This window comes from Bacteroides faecis MAJ27 (assembly GCF_900106755.1).
GTDB classification, from domain to species: Bacteria; Bacteroidota; Bacteroidia; order Bacteroidales; family Bacteroidaceae; genus Bacteroides; species Bacteroides faecis.
Map to the genome: position 1 here is coordinate 160,706 of NZ_FNNN01000012.1, position 16,201 is coordinate 176,906.

Consider the following 16,201-nt stretch of genomic DNA (forward strand, 5'->3'; position numbering starts at 1 on the left):
TTCGCCGCCAACATATAGGATAAGACCGCAAGGCGTTTCAAGCGAAAATCTGGTAAATTGGAACTACGGAGACGATTGCGTGATGCTTATGCTATGCTTACGCATAGCGTGCATTCACGTACTCTCCGTAAAGGCTTTACCAGAGCCATCGCTTGAAGGTAGTGTGAATTGCACGCTACTTTTTTACCCTTGCCTAACGAAAGGAAACGATTATGGGTAAAGTTCAGATTCTCGCCGTACTGACGATGGACGGATGTCTTTCTTCAGAGTTATATGATAAAGCACATCAGGATTTGTGCCTTGACCGTTGCGGTCTTGATGAAATCAGGAAGAAAGCCTTTTACCGTGTGACACCGGACTATTCCATTTCAATGCTGCACGAATGGAGAAAAGACTGCACAAACATCCGTTACCTCGCGGAAGCCACACCGGACACGGCAGACTATATAAACGGACTGCTGCGGATGCACGCTGTGGATGAAATCATACTATACACCGTTCCTTTCATATCCGGAAGCGGACGACATTTTTTTAAGTCGGCTCTGCCAGAGCAACACTGGACGCTTTCCTCTTTGAAAAGCTATCCCAACGGTGTATGTCGCATTATCTATATCCTTGATAAAAAAGCAAGATAGCCAAAATGTGCGGCAAGCATACATTTCTATTTTCAGGAATAGAATAAATGTTCTGATTACAAACAATTTAAGTCGGAGATTATTTGTCCTTGTGAAAAAATACTGAATTTTACACCTCTGAAATCCAGCACTTTGTAAAATTGAGTGTTGGATTTTTTATTTTCTGCCGCGTTTTTTGCCAATTATATTCATGTGCGCACGCAGAAAACAAAGTGTAATTTTCAAAATTGACAGAACCATGAATTATTTCTTGCTGGCGGAAACCGATTTTTTCCGCCTGATAAACGAAGCCGGCGACTGCAATATGGAAACGGCATACACGGCTTTCGCCACCCAAGTGATCGAACTGTGCAACGGCGGCATGGACATGAACCTTACCGTCATCGCGCTTGCCTACATCGAAATCGAGTTGCAGCACCATCCCGTACGTAATCTGTCAGAAGAAAAAAGAGAGATTGCCGCCTACGTCAGCAAGGCTCTGTCTTTCGTAAGAAAGATGCAGAAATTCCTTGCCACGCCCCAAGTGCCGCCACTGATATCCGCCAACAACACAACAGAAACCGCCACCAGCCTCCTGCAATGGACGGGCAATGCCATCGACCTCGTGGAACTTATCTACGGCATCGACGAGATGGGCTGCATCAACAACGGCAACATGCCGCTCAAACAGCTTGCCCCGCTCCTTTACAAGATATTCGGGGTTGAGTCGAAGGACTGCTACCGTTTCTACACCGATATCAAACGCCGGAAGAACGAAAGCCGCACCTACTTCCTTGACAGAATGCAGGAGAAATTGAACGAGAGGATGCTGCGCGATGATGAGTTGGATCGTATGAGGAGATAAAAAACAAATTCATTAGAATAAATCACATCAATTCAATTCATTATTTTGTTATATTAGAAAAAGATATTAACTTTGCATTGAAATTGATATAGTCATAATTCAGATGAACTCAATACACGATATAACAGACTACATTATCTTACGAGTAAAATCGGAAGATAGATTTGCGTCTTTAATAAATTTAAAGTTGCAGAAGTTATTGTATTATGTTCAAGCATGGTCTTATGGTATCAATAAAAAACCTATGTTTGACGGCGAGTTTGAAGCATGGATTCATGGTCCGGTAAATCGAGAAATCTACAATCGATTTAATTCTACAAAATATCTCTATTCAGAAATCAATATTGATGATTGCATGAATCACAATGTGAGTTTATCATCAGAAGACGCTGAATTCATTGACTTTATATTGGAGAATTATCTTAAATATAGCGGTGCTGAATTAGAACGATTGTCCCACAATGAGATGCCTTGGATTAAAACACGTGGAGATTTAAATGTAAATGAGCGTTGTGACAAGGTTATTACTCCAGAACTAATGATTGAGTATTATGGGAAAAAATGGGAAACTATTAAATCTTAATTCAGATTCTCCTAAATACGGAAACAAATCATTAGTTACCAAAGAACAAGAAAATGAGTTAAAGAGAAGGAAGATAACTTTTTCCTTCTCTTACTTTAAGCAGATACCTAATTTTCAGATTGGAGAGTGTTCTAAGGGATGGCATATTGGGCTTCTTGAAAGATTAGGTGCTTTGGGTACTATGACACCGCAAGAAGTATTAGAAGAAAATAGAGGTAGTATTGCATTAAGATGTCATCCAATAGATTGGAGTGCTAAAAACATTCCTATTCAACGAAAAGATTTAGATTGGCTACCAAAAGAAATATTGGACAATGAGACAGATTTTCCAATAATGCAATTTTCGATAACAAAAAGTACGGGGCGTATTGTAGGTTATTTTGATCGGGATTCTTCTATATTTCACATAGTATTATTAGATCCTGAACATAATATACAACCGGCAAAGAAAACTAATTATCAAATACAACCAACTACAAAAGGGTTATCTCTGTAAATACTCACGAGAAATTCCCCCATATAGTCATTAAAAAAGGGACCACATTTTGTGTAGTTCAAATATAAGCGAGTGTATTTATTCATGCAATTTTTCAGCCATTTTTTGTGTTTCTCTAACCCTGAAGGATTGTCCAGTCATGTTCAACAGGAAAGCCTTGTGGCAAAGTCTGTCCACGAGCGCCGAGCACAGGACTTTATCCTTGATGATTTCCTCCCATCTTGTAAAAGGCAAGTTCGTCGTGATAATGGTGGAGCGGGATCCAGCTCTAAGAGACAAGTGATTGAACAATAGTTCAGCTCCTTCCTTGTCAAAACTGACATATCCCATCTCGTCACATATAACCAGGTCGAACTTCTTGAAACGCGTTTCAAGAAGTTGTAAAGTTTTGTTATTCTTAGCCTCTCTAACCCGAGTCAACAGGTGGGGTACGGTAGTGAAGAACACGTCGAAGCCTTCCATGCAGGCTTTTATCCCTAGTCCTATCGCAGTATGTGTCTTTCCGGTTCCGGGATTCCCGTACATCACGATATTGCGTCCTTGCTTGACGAAGTTCATGGACTCGAGTTCGGGGAGTAAGTTCCTGGTATCACTTGGCAGATCTTCCAGTACAAGTTCCTGCAGGTATTTCATTTGCGGGAACCCGGCTTTTCGTATTCTCTGGTACTTGCGGTTTTCCACCCGGTGTTCAATTTCCCGTTGTAACAGGTCCCGGAGAAAACGCCTGTATCCCCATTGATTTTGTTCCGCTTCCGCGACCGTGTCGTCCAGAACATTTTTTATAACACCGAGTTTCAATTCTTTCGCGTAACGCGTGATTAATTCATTATCATTTGTTTCCATGTATAATAACATTTAGTCTATAGTCAGCTTAGTGTATTTGCCCGGGGAACCTTTCCCATCACGTTTTCCAGTTGCGCGAGGATATCTTCCGAACCGGCTTCTATCTCTATAAAGGCGTCCGTTTTTTGGTCCTCCCTGAACGCTTCCTCTCCTGCAGTAATGGCATGTATCGCGACCTTAAAATGGTCAGCCGTGAATACTTTTAATCCCCTTTGTCGCAGGATGTCTGCCGCCTCGAGAACCGTTTCATAAGCCACGTCGTGGTCTCTCACGTGCTTGACGAGCCCGAGAAACTCTTTGCCGTTTTTCTTGAAATAGCGGTTATATATCACCTGCATGCTCGTCGGCATCTGGTGGAAGGCCTCGGAATATTCCAGGGCCGATGTTTTTTTCATCAAGGTGTCTATATAGTGATTGATATCAATGATCCATTCCCTTTGAGCGTGAGCGCGCTGGTGTGTTGCCACTTTCTGGTGTCGCTGGTTGTAGATGATGATTTTCTCGCTGTATATCCTGACGAGGACACTTTCTCCCGCCAGGTATTCTGGCACGGAATAATGGTTGTTCTTGAGGCATATCGTTGCCTGCTTGTCCACTTTATACTCCGCCACTTCAAAACATCCAAACTCCCCGGGATAGGGCTGCAGGGCCTCCAGTTCCTCGTTGACCCGGCTGGTTCCACCCGTGGTTAGCGTGGCGGTCTGTTCATCATTTAGCTGTACACAAGTCTTTGTCAACCATTGCTGGGCCTCCTCCACGCTATTAAAATCCACGCGAGTGGTAAAGGCCCTGCCCCGGACGTAATCCACGCTACGTTCAACATCCCCCTTTTCCCAACCGGCCCTGGCGTTGCAGTACCGGAAATTGAAACGATAAAAGGTACTTAGCCGTGTTAAGGCTTCAGTGGGACGTTTTTCCCTGTTATCAAACACGACGGCCACGCGCATGTTGTCATAGACCATGACACGGGGAACCCCGTTCACCTCCTTGAAGAAGTTCCGGTGCGATTCCATGAAAGCTAAACTATCTTGACGGTGAAAGAGATAAGCAAAGCGTCCCTTGCTAAACGGGAACGCGAACACGGCCATCATCAGGGCTTCCTGTTTCCCGTCAATGAACAGTTTGACCTCACCCCAGTCAAACTGGCATTCTTCCCCCGGCTCGTGACGGATGCGCAAGTACACCTCCTTCCTTCTAGAAGACTTTAATTCTTTCTTCTCGCGAATATAACGGCACACCGTGGGATAGCTGATATTGATCCCCTTGGACACGAGCTCCCTGTGAATATCCTTTTTCTTCAGGCATTGCTTACGCATGCCGTTGTTTCGCCGGCGATCGTTTTCTTTTAACCAATATTCTATCTCTTTGATTACTTCTCCCGTTAAAACCCGGGGAGAACGGCTCGAACCCGTGTAACGAGGTACCGTGGACAAATAATCCTCGATTCCCGTTTCTGGATCCCGAGACAAGGCCGCCTCGTAACCTCGAACCACTCGACGTACCGTTTTCCGGTCTAACGACACCCTGCGGGATATCTCGCGTAAACTCAATCCATCCACGCGATAATAATGTAAAATCTGTTGTTTCTTGTCCATACTTATCATTGTTTACTCGCTTTTTTTCAAAGCTACATTTTATGACTTGTATGGTCCCTTTTTTAATGATTACCGTGGGGGATTTTTCAATGACTATTTACAGTTATCTCAATATGATGATTTATTAAATAAGTTGGAACGAATTAAAAGTATCGTATCAGATTGTTCTGATAAAAAGTGCAAATTGCATTCACATATTAGTGTTATAGAAGAATTACATGACAATATTGTTTATATAGGACTTGATAATGACTTCTATAGCACTTATCAAGAAATCTTAAAGAAAATTCCATTGCAAAAAATTTTGGAAAACGGAATCTTAGTAAGTATGGATAATGCTTAAGTTCTAAAAAAATGAAGAAAGGTTTATGGTAAGCCTTTCTTCATTTTTTTATTTACTTCTGCTGCAACAGATATTTCAGGTTATCATCGCCCGCGATGCGCTCCAGTTCCTCCTGCACAATCTGCTTCACCTCTTCCTTGATACGCCGGTAGTTCGCCTGCACCGTTTCTTTCATGCGGTCGTTGCCGTCCTCGTCCGTGAAATCGGTAATGACCGGAATTTTCTTGTAGGCACGTTCCTCCCGCTTCACCTTCTCGGCATCCACCACAATCTCGCAGTGAAAAATTTTCTGTTCGATACGTTCGTTGAAGTTGTCGGACACCGAACCGACAAACATTCCCTGCGTCAGACCGGAAATCTTGCTCGGCGGAATGAGCGCATCCATCTGCGTGTTGATGGAGGTGGAAACATCCTGCCGGTTGATGGAGATAGACTGCCGTTTCTGCAACACCTTACCGAACCGTTCCGATAGTGTCTTTGCCGTTTCACCTACCACCTGCCCGGAGAAAATGTTACCGACCGTATTCATCACCACTTTCGCCTCCTTATCACCGTAGTCGCGCACCAGCTGGCTGAAATCCTGAAATCCCAGACACACGGCAACCTTGTTGCTTCGGGCGGTGGCTATAAGGTTGTCCAACCCCTTGAAGTATATCGTGGGCAGCTCGTCGATGATGACCGATGACTTCAGCATTCCCTTCTTGTTGATGAGCTTCACGATGCGGGAGTTATACAATCCGAGAGCCGCCCCGTAGATGTTCTGACGGTCGGGATTGTTGCCCACGCATAGGATTTTCGGCTCTTCGGGATTGTTGATGTCCAGCGTAAACTCGCTGTCCGACATCACCCAGTAGAGCTGCGGTGAAATCATCCTCGACAGCGGAATTTTTGCCGACGCTATCTGCCCCATGAGCTGCTCCGCAGCCCCTCCGAGCCAAGCATCCATGAACGGGGAAAGGTAATTCTCCAGTTCGGGATAGGAAGTCAGTATCGGAAAAATATCCTCGTAGCGGCGGTTCAAAAACTCGATGGCATGGGGAAACGTGCAATACTTCCCGTTCTGATAGATTTTAAGATACCATATAATACTGGCGAACAAAATGATAGGTGACTCCACGAAGAAGTCGCCCTGCTTTTGCACCCACGTTTTATTGAGGTTGAGCATTATTGTATAGGCACTCTCGTAAGCGTCTGTAATATCCTCCATGAAATCCGGGTGAATGGGATTGCAACGGTGTGAGCGTCGCGGGTCGTCGAAGTTGATTACATAGAATTTCGGCTTCACCTTGTAGCCCTCCGGATTATTCATCAGATGGTTATATGCGATGGTCGAAAGGTCGGGATACTTGAAATCGTAGATGTATTGGCTAAAGCCCTTCTCAATCTGTTGCTTGATAAAATTGTTTACAACGGCGTATGACTTTCCGCTGCCCGGCGTACCCAACACGATGGACGCACGGAAGGGATTAACTACATTGATCCAACCGTTGTTCCAGCGTTTCCTGTAATAGAAACGTGTCGGCAGATTGACCGAATACTCGCTTTCGATGAGCCTTGTTTCCTGCATGAAACTCTCGTTCTCGTTGTTGAAAACATCCTCCATCAGATTGTGTTTCAACAGACGGCTCATCCACAGACCGCCCATCAAAAGGCAGACATAGCCCGTACCGATGGTAAGGATATACAGCCCCGTCACCGCTTCAACCGGCAGCGGCAGAGCCAGTATCCACCAGTTCAGGAAAAACAGCACGAACCCGGCGGCGAGTGTCGTCCAGATTTTACGCCATGTGATTTTCTCGCCCTTGACACCTTTCGTTCCTAAGCACGACAGCGCAAGCAACAGGACGGCGAACAGCTTCGTGTACAGAATGGAACGGAACAGCCCCGCCGTGCGGTCGAAGTTCATCAGGATTTTATCCACCACACCGATGTTCACGCCCCACAGCCGGATGGCTTCGTAACAAAACCAGTACACGTTCATGACCACCAAAATGATACTCACGGCACGCAGAAAATCCATGATTTTCGCCAATGCCCTCAAATCGTCTTCTTGTTGTGACATACATTGATTTTTAATTGTTGATACTCTGATTACATACCCAAGCCCTTGCGCTTTTTCTTCTTTTTGCGCTTCATCGCCCGGATGAAAGCCTCTTCCTCGGCATCGGTCGCCGGACCTTCGGGAGTGAGCAAGCCCATTCCGCCCGATACGTCTGCACCGTTGTATGCGGTCTGCCCGTGTGCCTTGTCCACGGCATCCACCGGGATGGAGAGCGGTATCGGCGGTTGTCCGGCGTATGGCAGGGTGAAGTGTTCCTGCAAGGTATTCGCCGAAAGTTCCTTGCCCATACGCGAACCGTTCAGCACGCATCCTGTGCGGTGGTCGATGAAGGTAGCCCCGTAGATGCGCCCTTCCTCCGTGTAGCGCAACACGGTGTCGATGCCCTTCTCTTTGAGTTGGGACACAAATTTGTCCTTGTCATAAGTGCCTTGCAGCACGGAAAGAACGGTGCGTTTCGTCATGTCGGCGAGTTTCCTGTCCTTGATCTCCAGCTTGGAACGGGCAAACTTATTCTGTACGGCTTCATAGCCGACGTACTTCCTGAAAAGCGAGGACTTGAACGGGTTGCCCACCTTGTCGCCCTTGTCGTCCGTGACGGAATAGACCAGCCCGTGATACTCCCGTCCGCGCACGTTGCCCCTCGCTTCCTCCACCGTCAGGTTATAGATGGAAAGGAGCGCACGGTATTCGCCCATCGTCTGGAAACGGTACTGCCCGTTCAGAGCTTTTAGGGTGTTACCTACCTGCTTCTTCACCTCACCTGCCGATGCGTCCACCTTGCTTAGCGGCGTGTCAAGGCGTCGGTTCCTGCGCTCCGCATCGTGCAGACCATATTTCTTTTCCAGCTCACGGGTAATCTGCTTGCTACGATAGTAGTTGTTCCGGTCACTGATACATTGCCCGTTCTCGTCCACCCGCACCGTCACTATGTGCAGGTGGTGGCGGTCGATGTCCTCGTGCTTAAAAACAAGATAAGGCTGGTTGCCGAAACCGAGTTTTTCCAGATACTCGCGGGCTATATCCTGCAATTCCGCATCGGTCAACACATCCTCCGGATGCGGGTTGAGCGAAATATGCACCACCGGCTTCTCCACCTTCATCTGTGGCGGCATGAAGGTGAGAAAACCCTCCATCGCCTTGTTGATGTCCACCTTTCCCGAACCGTCATTGTAGATGCGGTTGGTCGTAAGCAACCGCCCCTGCGCCTCGTTAATCTTCTCCCCGTTATAGGCAATCGCGCCGTACAACGAGTTTCCTACACTGATTTTTGCGACCATTTCGCCTCCATTTCCCTTGAAAGTTCCACAATCCGACGGCTCAGTTTCACGAGTTCGACGGTGTATTGCTCCAGTTTATAGAGCAACGCCATCGCCTTTTTCTCGGAAAAATGCAGTCTCAGTTCCTTCACTACCTGGTTGTAATTCGTACCCACGGCGCGGAACTGCGCATGAAAATCCGACAGCTTGGTGTAATAGTCCACCAGCGTCTTGTCCACCTTCAGCACCTTGAACGGTTGCCCGAAGAAGTGCGCCTTGAGGAAAACCGACCGTGCATAGACACCCGATTTTCCGAACATGGCGAGGAAACGGTTGTGTTCCTCCTCGTTGAAACGGACGGTGTACCGGTACACCGCCGGATCAAGTTTGGGATTTCTCCCTGCTTTGCTTTTCCTTTTCTCTTTCATATTACTTTGGATTTAGCGGATTGACGGCATAAGCCGCCGCTTCGGGTCACAGCACCGCAGTTCTGAAAGGCTTCCCGACTTCGGAGGGAAAGCCCGCCCCCTGCAAAGGCAAGGCGTTTTCCGGGATGCTCAAAATATTTTGAGCGGCTGAAAACATACCTTGCTATGTTCAGGTGAACATAAAAATCCGTCAGGGGACGGATTAGGAAAATACCTTTCAGGACTCCGGGCCGCGCACCATCGGCGAACCCTGCTGTCCGGGGGCAAAGTTACGCCCTTAAAACGGTATCGTACAGATGCTTGACCCGGTCAATGACTGCCAACCGGCGCAACGTGCTGCCACTTGCCGGAGAAGTGATACAGGTTCCAAAATATACTTGTTTATTTGCAGCATGATTCAAGAAACGAACGATTTGAAAATATGAGAAAAGGAACATTCAAATACCCGGACAACCGCTTCGGCGGATACTTGCCGAAGCGGATACCCGAACCGTCGGAACCCCGGTTATCCGACAATCCGGTGAAGTACAGATTCAATGACTTCATGACGCAGTGTCGTCATTCATCACTTGTTCGCCGCACCGCTTCACCACAGAACCGGATACGCGATGACCCGCCCGTGTGTCTGTTCACTGAAGCGGATAATGTAGCAACCAAATCCGCATATAAATAGAAAAAGAAATCTTCAACAATTAAAATAAATGGAACTATGAGTAAGGAAATCTTCGTTGCATTCGCAACACAGAAAGGTGGCATCGGCAAATCCACTGTCACGGCACTTGCCGCCAGCTACCTGCACAACGTGAAAGGCTACAATGTCGCCGTCGTGGACTGCGACGACCCGCAGCACAGCATCCACGGGCTGCGCGAACACGAAATGGGGCTTATCGACAGCAGCACCTACTTCAAGGCTCTCGCCTGCGACCATTTCCGCCGGATCAAAAAGAACTCCTACACCATCGTCAAGAGCAATGCGGTGAACGCCCTCGACGATGCCGAGAGGATGATTGCCACTGAGGACGTGAAACCCGACGTGGTGTTCTTCGACATGCCCGGCACACTCCGTAGTAACGGCGTGATAAAGACGCTCTCGCAGATGGACTACATTTTCACTCCGCTGAGTGCCGACCGCTTTGTCGTGGAGAGTACCCTGAAATTCGTCACGATGTTCCGCGACAGGCTGATGACTACCGGACAGGCGAAAACAAAGGGGCTGCATCTGTTCTGGACAATGGTGGACGGCAGGGAGAGGAACGACTTGTACGGCATCTACGAGGAAGTGATAGCCGAAATGGGCTTTCCGGTACTTTCCACCCGCTTGCCCGACAGCAAGAAGTTCCGCCGTGACCTTTCGGAAGAGCGCAAGAGCGTTTTCCGCTCCACCATCTTCCCGATGGACACGGCACTGCTGAAAGGGAGTGGCATCCGGGAGTTTTCCGAAGAGATAAGCGACATCATCAGACCGCAGTGAGCATGGGCAGCAGGAAAGTGAACACGGAAGGCATCGACGAGGAACTGCTGTTAGCCTCCATCGGGCGGCGCACACAGGACGGGACACTGCGCCCCGCACAGGAAGTACCCGCAGCTGCACCGACCGAAGAGGACACCGCCGCACCGGAACCATCTCCTGTGCAACCCGTAACACGGGAAAAAGCGCAGAGAGAAAGTGGACGCCGGAAAAGGCAGGACGAGGACTACAACGAGCTGTTCCTGCGCCGCAACGAGATAAAGACCCGCCAATGTGTCTATATCAGCCGTGACGTCCACGGCAAGATCCTCAGAATCGTGAACGACATCGCCGGAGGGGAAATCTCAGTAGGCGGATATGTGGATACCGTGCTGCGCCAGCATCTGGAACAGCACAAGGAGAGAATCAACGAACTGTACAAGAAACAACGTGAAGATCTGATTTGAAAATGGAAAAAGAAATGACACCGAATGAAAAAAGACCACAGCAAGACTGCGGAGGTATGTTTGCCCAAGTGCAGGCGAGTGTGGAAATCCTGTCGCCTGTCCCGGTAAGCGGCAAATGCAGTGAGAAGGACTATGAACGCCTGTTCATCCGCGACCCGGAAGTAAAGGCACGTGAGGGGAAGATGGCGTATGTGCGCCCGGAGTACCACGAGCGTATCATGCGTATCACCCGTGTAATCGGGCATGACCGGCTTACGCTGTCCGCTTACATCGACCATGTGCTGACGCACCACTTCAACCAGTGCGAGGATGCGATAAAGAGCCTTTATGCCCGAAATTATAATACAGTATTCTAACCAAAAGCGGAAGGATATGAATTACACAATCAGCATGACAGACATTCTGCTGGCGGTATCGGTCGGCTGCAACCTCTGGTTCCTGTTCCTGCTCCTTTACGAGCGCATCATGGACACGCGGATTGTCCGCTTCTTCAAGGGCATTGTCGGATTATGGCGGTCACTGGACGGGAATGAGACTAAACGCATAGCGGCACGCGAGGAAGTCCCTGCGGAAAAGGCGGACATCATCGGCAAGAGCCGTTTCAGGATGGCATCCACCCGGACAACCGCTGCCATACCGACGCAAGAAGCCGCCACTATGGAAAAAGGCATTGAGCTGTCGGAGGAAGAGGCTACTTTTGACGACGGAAAAACGGGAAACGCATCCCGCCCGGCACAAGTCCCGGAGGAAAAACTCGATGAGACCTTCACGAGCATACCGCCGGAGGAACTGGGATACGGGGACGACGAACCGGAAGAGGACGCCTCGGACACGCCACGGGCTTCGGGCAGCAGCTTTGACGAGATCGACGACGCCTGCAAGACCGCCAAGAACCCGGACGCGACACAGGCGGAACGTGAAAAGGCGGCGAAGGTGTTCACCGACATGGAAGGCACGGAGCTGTACGAGAAAATGATGGAAGGCTCTTCGGAGATAGGCATCCGCATCAAGGGGCTTATCGAGATTCGGCTGAAGAAATCTGAAAAGGAGTTCGTCGTGCCGGACAACATCGAGGAGTTCGACATTCGCAACTATGTATGACAACAATAAAAGAAATGAACATGAAAGAATGACATCAACCCACGCGGCGAGGAAACGCAAGGCGCATCCCCATCCGCAACGGACACGCCCACGTCCGTGGAAACAAACGGGCATCCACTAAAACCAAAGTAAAGTAACAGAGTACCAACCGCCCGACAAAGGACTATCCACCCTTTCGACGGCAAAAAACAAGGACAATTCATGAACAAGAACATCTTGAAAAACAGAAAAGCAATCCTATCCGCGGCACTTTTCATCGCCGCAACCGCCTCCGCTTTCGCGCAAGGAAACGGCATCGCGGGCATCAACGAAGCCACCTCTATGGTGAGTTCGTATTTCGACCCCGGAACTAAACTGATATACGCCATCGGCGCGGTCGTCGGGCTTATCGGGGGCGTGAAAGTGTACGGAAAATTCTCATCGGGTGACCCCGACACCTCAAAAACAGCAGCAAGCTGGTTCGGCGCGTGTATCTTCCTGATTGTAGCCGCCACCATCCTGCGCTCATTCTTCCTTTAATGTAATAATGTATGGCTGAATACCCGGTAAACAAGGGTATCGGCCGTCCGGTAGAGTTCAAGGGCTTGAAGGCACAGTACCTCTTCATCTTCTGCGGAGGTCTGCTGGCTCTCTTCGTCCTGTTCGTCATCCTCTACATGGTCGGTATCGACCAGTGGGTATGTATCGGCTTCGGCGCGGCATCGTCCTCCCTCCTTGTGTGGCAGACCTTCGCGCTGAACGCCCGGTACGGTGAACACGGGCTGATGAAATTAGGCGCGGCACGGAGCCATCCCCGATACCTTATCAACCGGCGGCGGATAACCCGGCTGTTCAAACGGCAACGAAAGGAAGAAAGACAATGAGGAATACATCGAAAATGACAACACTGGAAAACAAGTTTCCCCTGCTTGCGGTGGAGCATGGCTGCATCATCTCAAAGGACGCCGACATCACGGTGGCTTTTGAGGTGGAGCTGCCGGAGCTTTACACCGTGACGGGCGCGGAGTACGAGGCAATACACAGCTGCTGGTGCAAGGCGATCAAGGTGCTGCCGGACTACTCCGTCGTTCACAAGCAGGATTGGTTTATCAAGGAACGCTACAAGCCGGAGCTTCAGAAGGACGACATGAGTTTCCTCTCACGGAGCTTCGAGCGTCACTTCAACGAGCGTCCGTACCTGAAACACACCTGCTACCTCTACCTGACCAAGACGACGAAGGAGCGTAGCCGGATGCAGAGCAACTTCAGCACGCTGTGCCGAGGGCACATCATCCCGAAAGAGCTGGACAGGGAAACCACGACCAAGTTCATGGAAGCCTGCGAACAGTTCGAGCGTATCATGAACGACAGCGGGCTTGTCAGGTTGCGCCGCCTCTCCACCGACGAGATTGTGGGGACGGAGGGTAAGGCGGGGCTGGTAGAACGCTACTTCTCGCTCATGCCGGAAGGTGACATCACCTTGCAGGACATCGAACTTTCGGCAAGGGAGATGCGCATCGGCGACAACCGCCTGTGTCTGCACACCCTCTCCGACGCGGAAGACCTGCCGGGCAAGGTGGCTACCGAAACCCGTTACGAGAAGCTCTCCACCGACCGGAGCGACTGCCGCCTCTCCTTCGCCTCCCCGGTGGGGCTGCTGCTCTCCTGCAACCATATCTACAACCAGTATGTGCTGATAAATAACAGCGAGGAAGCCTTGCAGAAGTTCGAGAAGTCCGCCCGTAACATGCAGTCGCTCTCACGCTATTCAAGGAGCAACAGCATCAACCGCGAGTGGATAGACCAATACCTGAACGAAGCCCGGTCCTACGGGCTGACCTCGGTACGGGCGCACTTCAACGTCATGGCGTGGAGCGACGACGCGGAGGAACTGAAGCACATAAGGAACGACGTGGGCAGCCAGCTGGCAAGCATGGAGTGCGTGCCGCGCCACAACACCATCGACTGCCCTACACTCTACTGGGCGGCGATACCCGGCAATGCGGCGGACTTTCCGGCGGAAGAGAGTTTCCACACTTTCATCGAACAGGCGGTGTGCCTGTTCACGGAGGAAACTAACTACCGCAGCTCGCTCTCGCCCTTCGGCATCAAGATGGTGGACAGGCTCACAGGGAAACCGCTGCACCTCGACATCAGCGACCTTCCGATGAAGCGGGGTATCACCACGAACCGCAACAAGTTCGTGCTGGGTCCTTCGGGCAGCGGCAAGTCGTTCTTCATGAACCACCTCGTGCGCCAATATTATGAGCAAGGCGCACATGTGGTATTGGTGGACACGGGAAACTCCTATCAGGGCTTGTGCGGCATGATCCGGCGCAAGACAGGCGGAGTGGACGGCGTGTATTTCACCTACACGGAAGAGAAGCCCATATCATTCAACCCGTTCTACACCGATGATTACATCTTCGATGTGGAGAAGAAGGACAGCATCAAGACCCTGCTTCTTACGCTCTGGAAATCGGAGGACGACAAGGTGACGAAGACGGAGAGCGGCGAACTGGGCAGTGCCGTGAGTGCCTACATCGAGCGTATCCAATCCGACCGTAGCATCGTGCCGTCGTTCAACACTTTCTACGAGTATATGCGCGACGACTACCGCACGGAACTGGCGCAGCGCGACATCAAGGTGGAGAAGTCCGACTTCAACATCGACAACATGCTCACCACCATGCGGCAGTATTACCGGGGCGGACGTTACGACTTCCTGCTCAACTCTACGGAGAACATCGATCTGCTCGGCAAGCGGTTCATCGTCTTCGAGATTGACAGTATAAAAGAGAACCGCGAACTGTTCCCCGTCGTGACTATCATCATCATGGAAGCCTTCATCAACAAGATGCGGCGGCTGAAAGGGGTGCGGAAACAGCTTATCGTGGAGGAGGCTTGGAAGGCCCTCTCTTCGGCAAACATGGCTGAATACCTACGTTATATGTACAAGACGGTCAGAAAATATTACGGCGAGGCAATCGTGGTGACGCAGGAGGTGGACGACATCATCAGTTCTCCGGTGGTCAAGGAGAGCATCATCAACAACTCCGACTGCAAGATACTTCTCGACCAGCGCAAGTACATGAACAAGTTCGACCAGATACAGGCGTTGCTCGGACTGACGGAAAAGGAGAAGGGACAGATACTCTCCATCAACATGGCGAACAACCCTTCACGGCTCTACAAGGAGGTGTGGATAGGCTTGGGAGGCACACAGTCGGCGGTCTATGCCACCGAGGTCAGTGCAGAAGAGTATCTGGCGTACACCACCGAGGAAACGGAGAAAGTGGAGGTTTACTGTCTGGCGGATAAGTTGGGCGGCGACATCGAAGCCGCCATCCGGCAACTTGCCGAGAAGCGGAGAACCAAAAGTTAATCATTTAATCATCAGCTAAAAACAAGAAATGCGTATGAATTTATCAAAAGTTAAAATGCTGCAAGTCAGCAAGTGCCTGATCGGATTGGCGGTCATGATGCTGCAATCCTGCGATGTGGTCGATAACCGCCGTGATATGCTGTGCGGGAACTGGGAGAGCGTGGAGGGGAAGCCCGATGTGCTTATCTACAAGGAGGGCGAAGCCTACAAGGTGACGGTGTTCCGCCGGAGCGGTCTGCGCCGCAAGCTGAAACCGGAAACCTATCTCTTGCAGGAGGAAAACGACAACCTGTTCATGAACACCGGCTTCCGCATCGACGTGTCCTACAACGAGGCAACGGACGTGCTGACCTTCTCGCCGGGCGGCGACTATGTGCGGGTGAAACCGCAGCCGGGACACCCGACAGAAGAATAACAACCACTAAAATCCAAAGTAACATGAGAACAAGAATAACAATGATTATCTGCCTGTGCCTGCTTTTCGCAGGCAGGGCAAGCGCACAGTGGGTCGTAAGCGATCCGGGCAATCTGGCGCAGGGTATCATCAATGCCTCCAAAAACATCATTCATACCTCCAAGACTGCCACGAACATGGTGAGCAACTTTCAGGAAACGGTGAAAATCTATCAGCAGGGCAAAAAGTATTACGATGGTGCGCCCGTATAGGCGATATAATAAATGTAGCATTGGCAAGCTATTAGGTAAGTGTTCCAATATTTACCTATCATCACCAGCTT

At 49.8% G+C, this 16,201-nt stretch carries 18 protein-coding genes and 1 pseudogene; 14 read left to right on the forward strand and 5 right to left on the reverse strand.

The annotated features are described in order from the left end of the window. Window positions 1-212 precede the first annotated feature (212 nt). The 4 genes from BLW31_RS12275 to BLW31_RS12290 all read left to right on the forward strand — a co-directional run bounded on the left by BLW31_RS12275 (window position 213) and on the right by BLW31_RS12290 (window position 2,558). Window positions 213-635: a dihydrofolate reductase family protein gene (locus BLW31_RS12275; protein ID WP_004291474.1), complete on the forward strand. Its 423-nt coding sequence runs from the start codon at window positions 213-215 to the stop codon at window positions 633-635. A gap of 238 nt (window positions 636-873) precedes the next feature. Then, on the forward strand, window positions 874-1,479 hold the full coding sequence (locus BLW31_RS12280) for an RteC domain-containing protein (protein WP_010538249.1): 606 nt from the start codon (window positions 874-876) through the stop codon (window positions 1,477-1,479). A 103-nt stretch (window positions 1,480-1,582) separates the two neighbouring features. Beyond that, window positions 1,583-2,062 (forward strand): Panacea domain-containing protein, encoded by a 480-nt coding sequence (locus BLW31_RS12285; protein ID WP_010538250.1) that lies wholly within the window; start codon window positions 1,583-1,585, stop codon window positions 2,060-2,062. Then, the gene (locus tag BLW31_RS12290) at window positions 2,031-2,558 is read left to right on the forward strand and encodes a UU032 domain-containing protein (RefSeq protein ID WP_010538251.1); all 528 of its coding nucleotides are present in this window, start codon (window positions 2,031-2,033) and stop codon (window positions 2,556-2,558) included. The genes BLW31_RS12285 and BLW31_RS12290 overlap by 32 nt, the downstream gene beginning before the upstream one ends. 78 nt (window positions 2,559-2,636) lie before the next feature. Here the strand turns inward: BLW31_RS12290 and istB are convergent, their stop codons facing one another. The 5 genes from istB to mobA all read right to left on the reverse strand — a co-directional run bounded on the left by istB (window position 2,637) and on the right by mobA (window position 9,085). Next, window positions 2,637-3,413 carry an IS21-like element helper ATPase IstB gene (istB, locus tag BLW31_RS12295; protein WP_010538252.1) on the reverse strand — a complete coding sequence of 259 codons (777 nt, stop codon included), beginning with the start codon at window positions 3,411-3,413 and terminating at the stop codon, window positions 2,637-2,639. Between the two features lie 11 nt (window positions 3,414-3,424). After that, complete coding sequence (gene istA, locus BLW31_RS24795) at window positions 3,425-4,996, reverse strand: IS21 family transposase (RefSeq protein WP_050544929.1); 1,572 nt, start codon at window positions 4,994-4,996, stop codon at window positions 3,425-3,427. 395 nt (window positions 4,997-5,391) lie between these two features. After that, entirely contained in the window at window positions 5,392-7,401 is a 2,010-nt protein-coding gene (gene mobC / locus BLW31_RS12310) for a conjugal transfer protein MobC (protein ID WP_010538255.1), read from the reverse strand. A 29-nt stretch (window positions 7,402-7,430) separates the two neighbouring features. Further along, a complete protein-coding gene (gene mobB / locus BLW31_RS12315; protein WP_010538256.1) occupies window positions 7,431-8,678 on the reverse strand; it encodes a conjugal transfer protein MobB in 1,248 nt (415 codons plus the stop codon). Continuing rightward, complete coding sequence (gene mobA, locus BLW31_RS12320) at window positions 8,657-9,085, reverse strand: conjugal transfer protein MobA (protein WP_010538257.1); 429 nt, start codon at window positions 9,083-9,085, stop codon at window positions 8,657-8,659. Before mobA ends, mobB begins: the two co-directional genes overlap by 22 nt. A gap of 421 nt (window positions 9,086-9,506) precedes the next feature. Here mobA and BLW31_RS12325 point away from each other — a divergent pair, with 421 nt between their 5' ends. The 10 genes and pseudogenes from BLW31_RS12325 to BLW31_RS12370 form a co-directional block, all read left to right on the forward strand. Beyond that, window positions 9,507-9,758 (forward strand): hypothetical protein, encoded by a 252-nt coding sequence (locus BLW31_RS12325; RefSeq protein WP_010538258.1) that lies wholly within the window; start codon window positions 9,507-9,509, stop codon window positions 9,756-9,758. A 36-nt stretch (window positions 9,759-9,794) separates the two neighbouring features. Then, the gene (locus BLW31_RS12330) at window positions 9,795-10,556 is read left to right on the forward strand and encodes a ParA family protein (RefSeq protein WP_010538259.1); all 762 of its coding nucleotides are present in this window, start codon (window positions 9,795-9,797) and stop codon (window positions 10,554-10,556) included. 2 nt (window positions 10,557-10,558) lie between these two features. Next, window positions 10,559-10,999 carry a DUF3408 domain-containing protein gene (locus BLW31_RS12335; RefSeq protein WP_004291503.1) on the forward strand — a complete coding sequence of 147 codons (441 nt, stop codon included), beginning with the start codon at window positions 10,559-10,561 and terminating at the stop codon, window positions 10,997-10,999. Between the two features lie 2 nt (window positions 11,000-11,001). Further along, complete coding sequence (locus BLW31_RS12340) at window positions 11,002-11,355, forward strand: DUF3408 domain-containing protein (RefSeq protein ID WP_010538260.1); 354 nt, start codon at window positions 11,002-11,004, stop codon at window positions 11,353-11,355. Between the two features lie 16 nt (window positions 11,356-11,371). Next, on the forward strand, window positions 11,372-12,100 hold the full coding sequence (locus BLW31_RS12345; RefSeq protein WP_010538261.1) for a hypothetical protein: 729 nt from the start codon (window positions 11,372-11,374) through the stop codon (window positions 12,098-12,100). Between the two features lie 201 nt (window positions 12,101-12,301). Then, window positions 12,302-12,619, forward strand: a complete 318-nt coding sequence (locus BLW31_RS12350; protein WP_004371721.1) for a DUF4134 domain-containing protein — start codon at window positions 12,302-12,304, stop codon at window positions 12,617-12,619. 11 nt (window positions 12,620-12,630) lie between these two features. Beyond that, window positions 12,631-12,963 (forward strand): DUF4133 domain-containing protein, encoded by a 333-nt coding sequence (locus BLW31_RS12355; protein ID WP_007653962.1) that lies wholly within the window; start codon window positions 12,631-12,633, stop codon window positions 12,961-12,963. Further along, window positions 12,960-15,464, forward strand: coding sequence for a TraG family conjugative transposon ATPase (locus tag BLW31_RS12360; RefSeq protein WP_010538262.1), 2,505 nt, complete (start codon window positions 12,960-12,962; stop codon window positions 15,462-15,464). Before BLW31_RS12355 ends, BLW31_RS12360 begins: the two co-directional genes overlap by 4 nt. Before the next feature lie 34 nt (window positions 15,465-15,498). Then, entirely contained in the window at window positions 15,499-15,879 is a 381-nt protein-coding gene (locus tag BLW31_RS12365) for a DUF3876 domain-containing protein (protein WP_002560979.1), read from the forward strand. 23 nt (window positions 15,880-15,902) lie between these two features. Next, a pseudogene (locus tag BLW31_RS12370) lies at window positions 15,903-16,115 on the forward strand (DUF4141 domain-containing protein); the annotation flags it as partial. Window positions 16,116-16,201 lie beyond the last annotated feature (86 nt).

What these genes read in the sequence shown, in the direction of transcription:
- BLW31_RS12325 (WP_010538258.1), top strand. Translation starts at nt 9,507, where the DNA reads ATGAGAAAAGGAACATTCAAATACCCGGACAACCGCTTCGGCGGATAC.
- BLW31_RS12340 (WP_010538260.1), top strand. Translation starts at nt 11,002, where the DNA reads ATGGAAAAAGAAATGACACCGAATGAAAAAAGACCACAGCAAGACTGC.
- BLW31_RS12335 (WP_004291503.1), top strand. Translation starts at nt 10,559, where the DNA reads ATGGGCAGCAGGAAAGTGAACACGGAAGGCATCGACGAGGAACTGCTG.
- BLW31_RS12275 (WP_004291474.1), top strand. Translation starts at nt 213, where the DNA reads ATGGGTAAAGTTCAGATTCTCGCCGTACTGACGATGGACGGATGTCTT.
- mobB (WP_010538256.1), bottom strand. Translation starts at nt 8,678, where the DNA reads ATGGTCGCAAAAATCAGTGTAGGAAACTCGTTGTACGGCGCGATTGCC.
- BLW31_RS12285 (WP_010538250.1), top strand. Translation starts at nt 1,583, where the DNA reads ATGAACTCAATACACGATATAACAGACTACATTATCTTACGAGTAAAA.
- istA (WP_050544929.1), bottom strand. Translation starts at nt 4,996, where the DNA reads ATGGACAAGAAACAACAGATTTTACATTATTATCGCGTGGATGGATTG.
- BLW31_RS12290 (WP_010538251.1), top strand. Translation starts at nt 2,031, where the DNA reads ATGGGAAAAAATGGGAAACTATTAAATCTTAATTCAGATTCTCCTAAA.
- BLW31_RS12365 (WP_002560979.1), top strand. Translation starts at nt 15,499, where the DNA reads ATGAATTTATCAAAAGTTAAAATGCTGCAAGTCAGCAAGTGCCTGATC.
- BLW31_RS12345 (WP_010538261.1), top strand. Translation starts at nt 11,372, where the DNA reads ATGAATTACACAATCAGCATGACAGACATTCTGCTGGCGGTATCGGTC.
- mobA (WP_010538257.1), bottom strand. Translation starts at nt 9,085, where the DNA reads ATGAAAGAGAAAAGGAAAAGCAAAGCAGGGAGAAATCCCAAACTTGAT.
- BLW31_RS12360 (WP_010538262.1), top strand. Translation starts at nt 12,960, where the DNA reads ATGAGGAATACATCGAAAATGACAACACTGGAAAACAAGTTTCCCCTG.
- BLW31_RS12280 (WP_010538249.1), top strand. Translation starts at nt 874, where the DNA reads ATGAATTATTTCTTGCTGGCGGAAACCGATTTTTTCCGCCTGATAAAC.
- BLW31_RS12350 (WP_004371721.1), top strand. Translation starts at nt 12,302, where the DNA reads ATGAACAAGAACATCTTGAAAAACAGAAAAGCAATCCTATCCGCGGCA.
- BLW31_RS12330 (WP_010538259.1), top strand. Translation starts at nt 9,795, where the DNA reads ATGAGTAAGGAAATCTTCGTTGCATTCGCAACACAGAAAGGTGGCATC.
- BLW31_RS12355 (WP_007653962.1), top strand. Translation starts at nt 12,631, where the DNA reads ATGGCTGAATACCCGGTAAACAAGGGTATCGGCCGTCCGGTAGAGTTC.
- mobC (WP_010538255.1), bottom strand. Translation starts at nt 7,401, where the DNA reads ATGTCACAACAAGAAGACGATTTGAGGGCATTGGCGAAAATCATGGAT.
- istB (WP_010538252.1), bottom strand. Translation starts at nt 3,413, where the DNA reads ATGTTATTATACATGGAAACAAATGATAATGAATTAATCACGCGTTAC.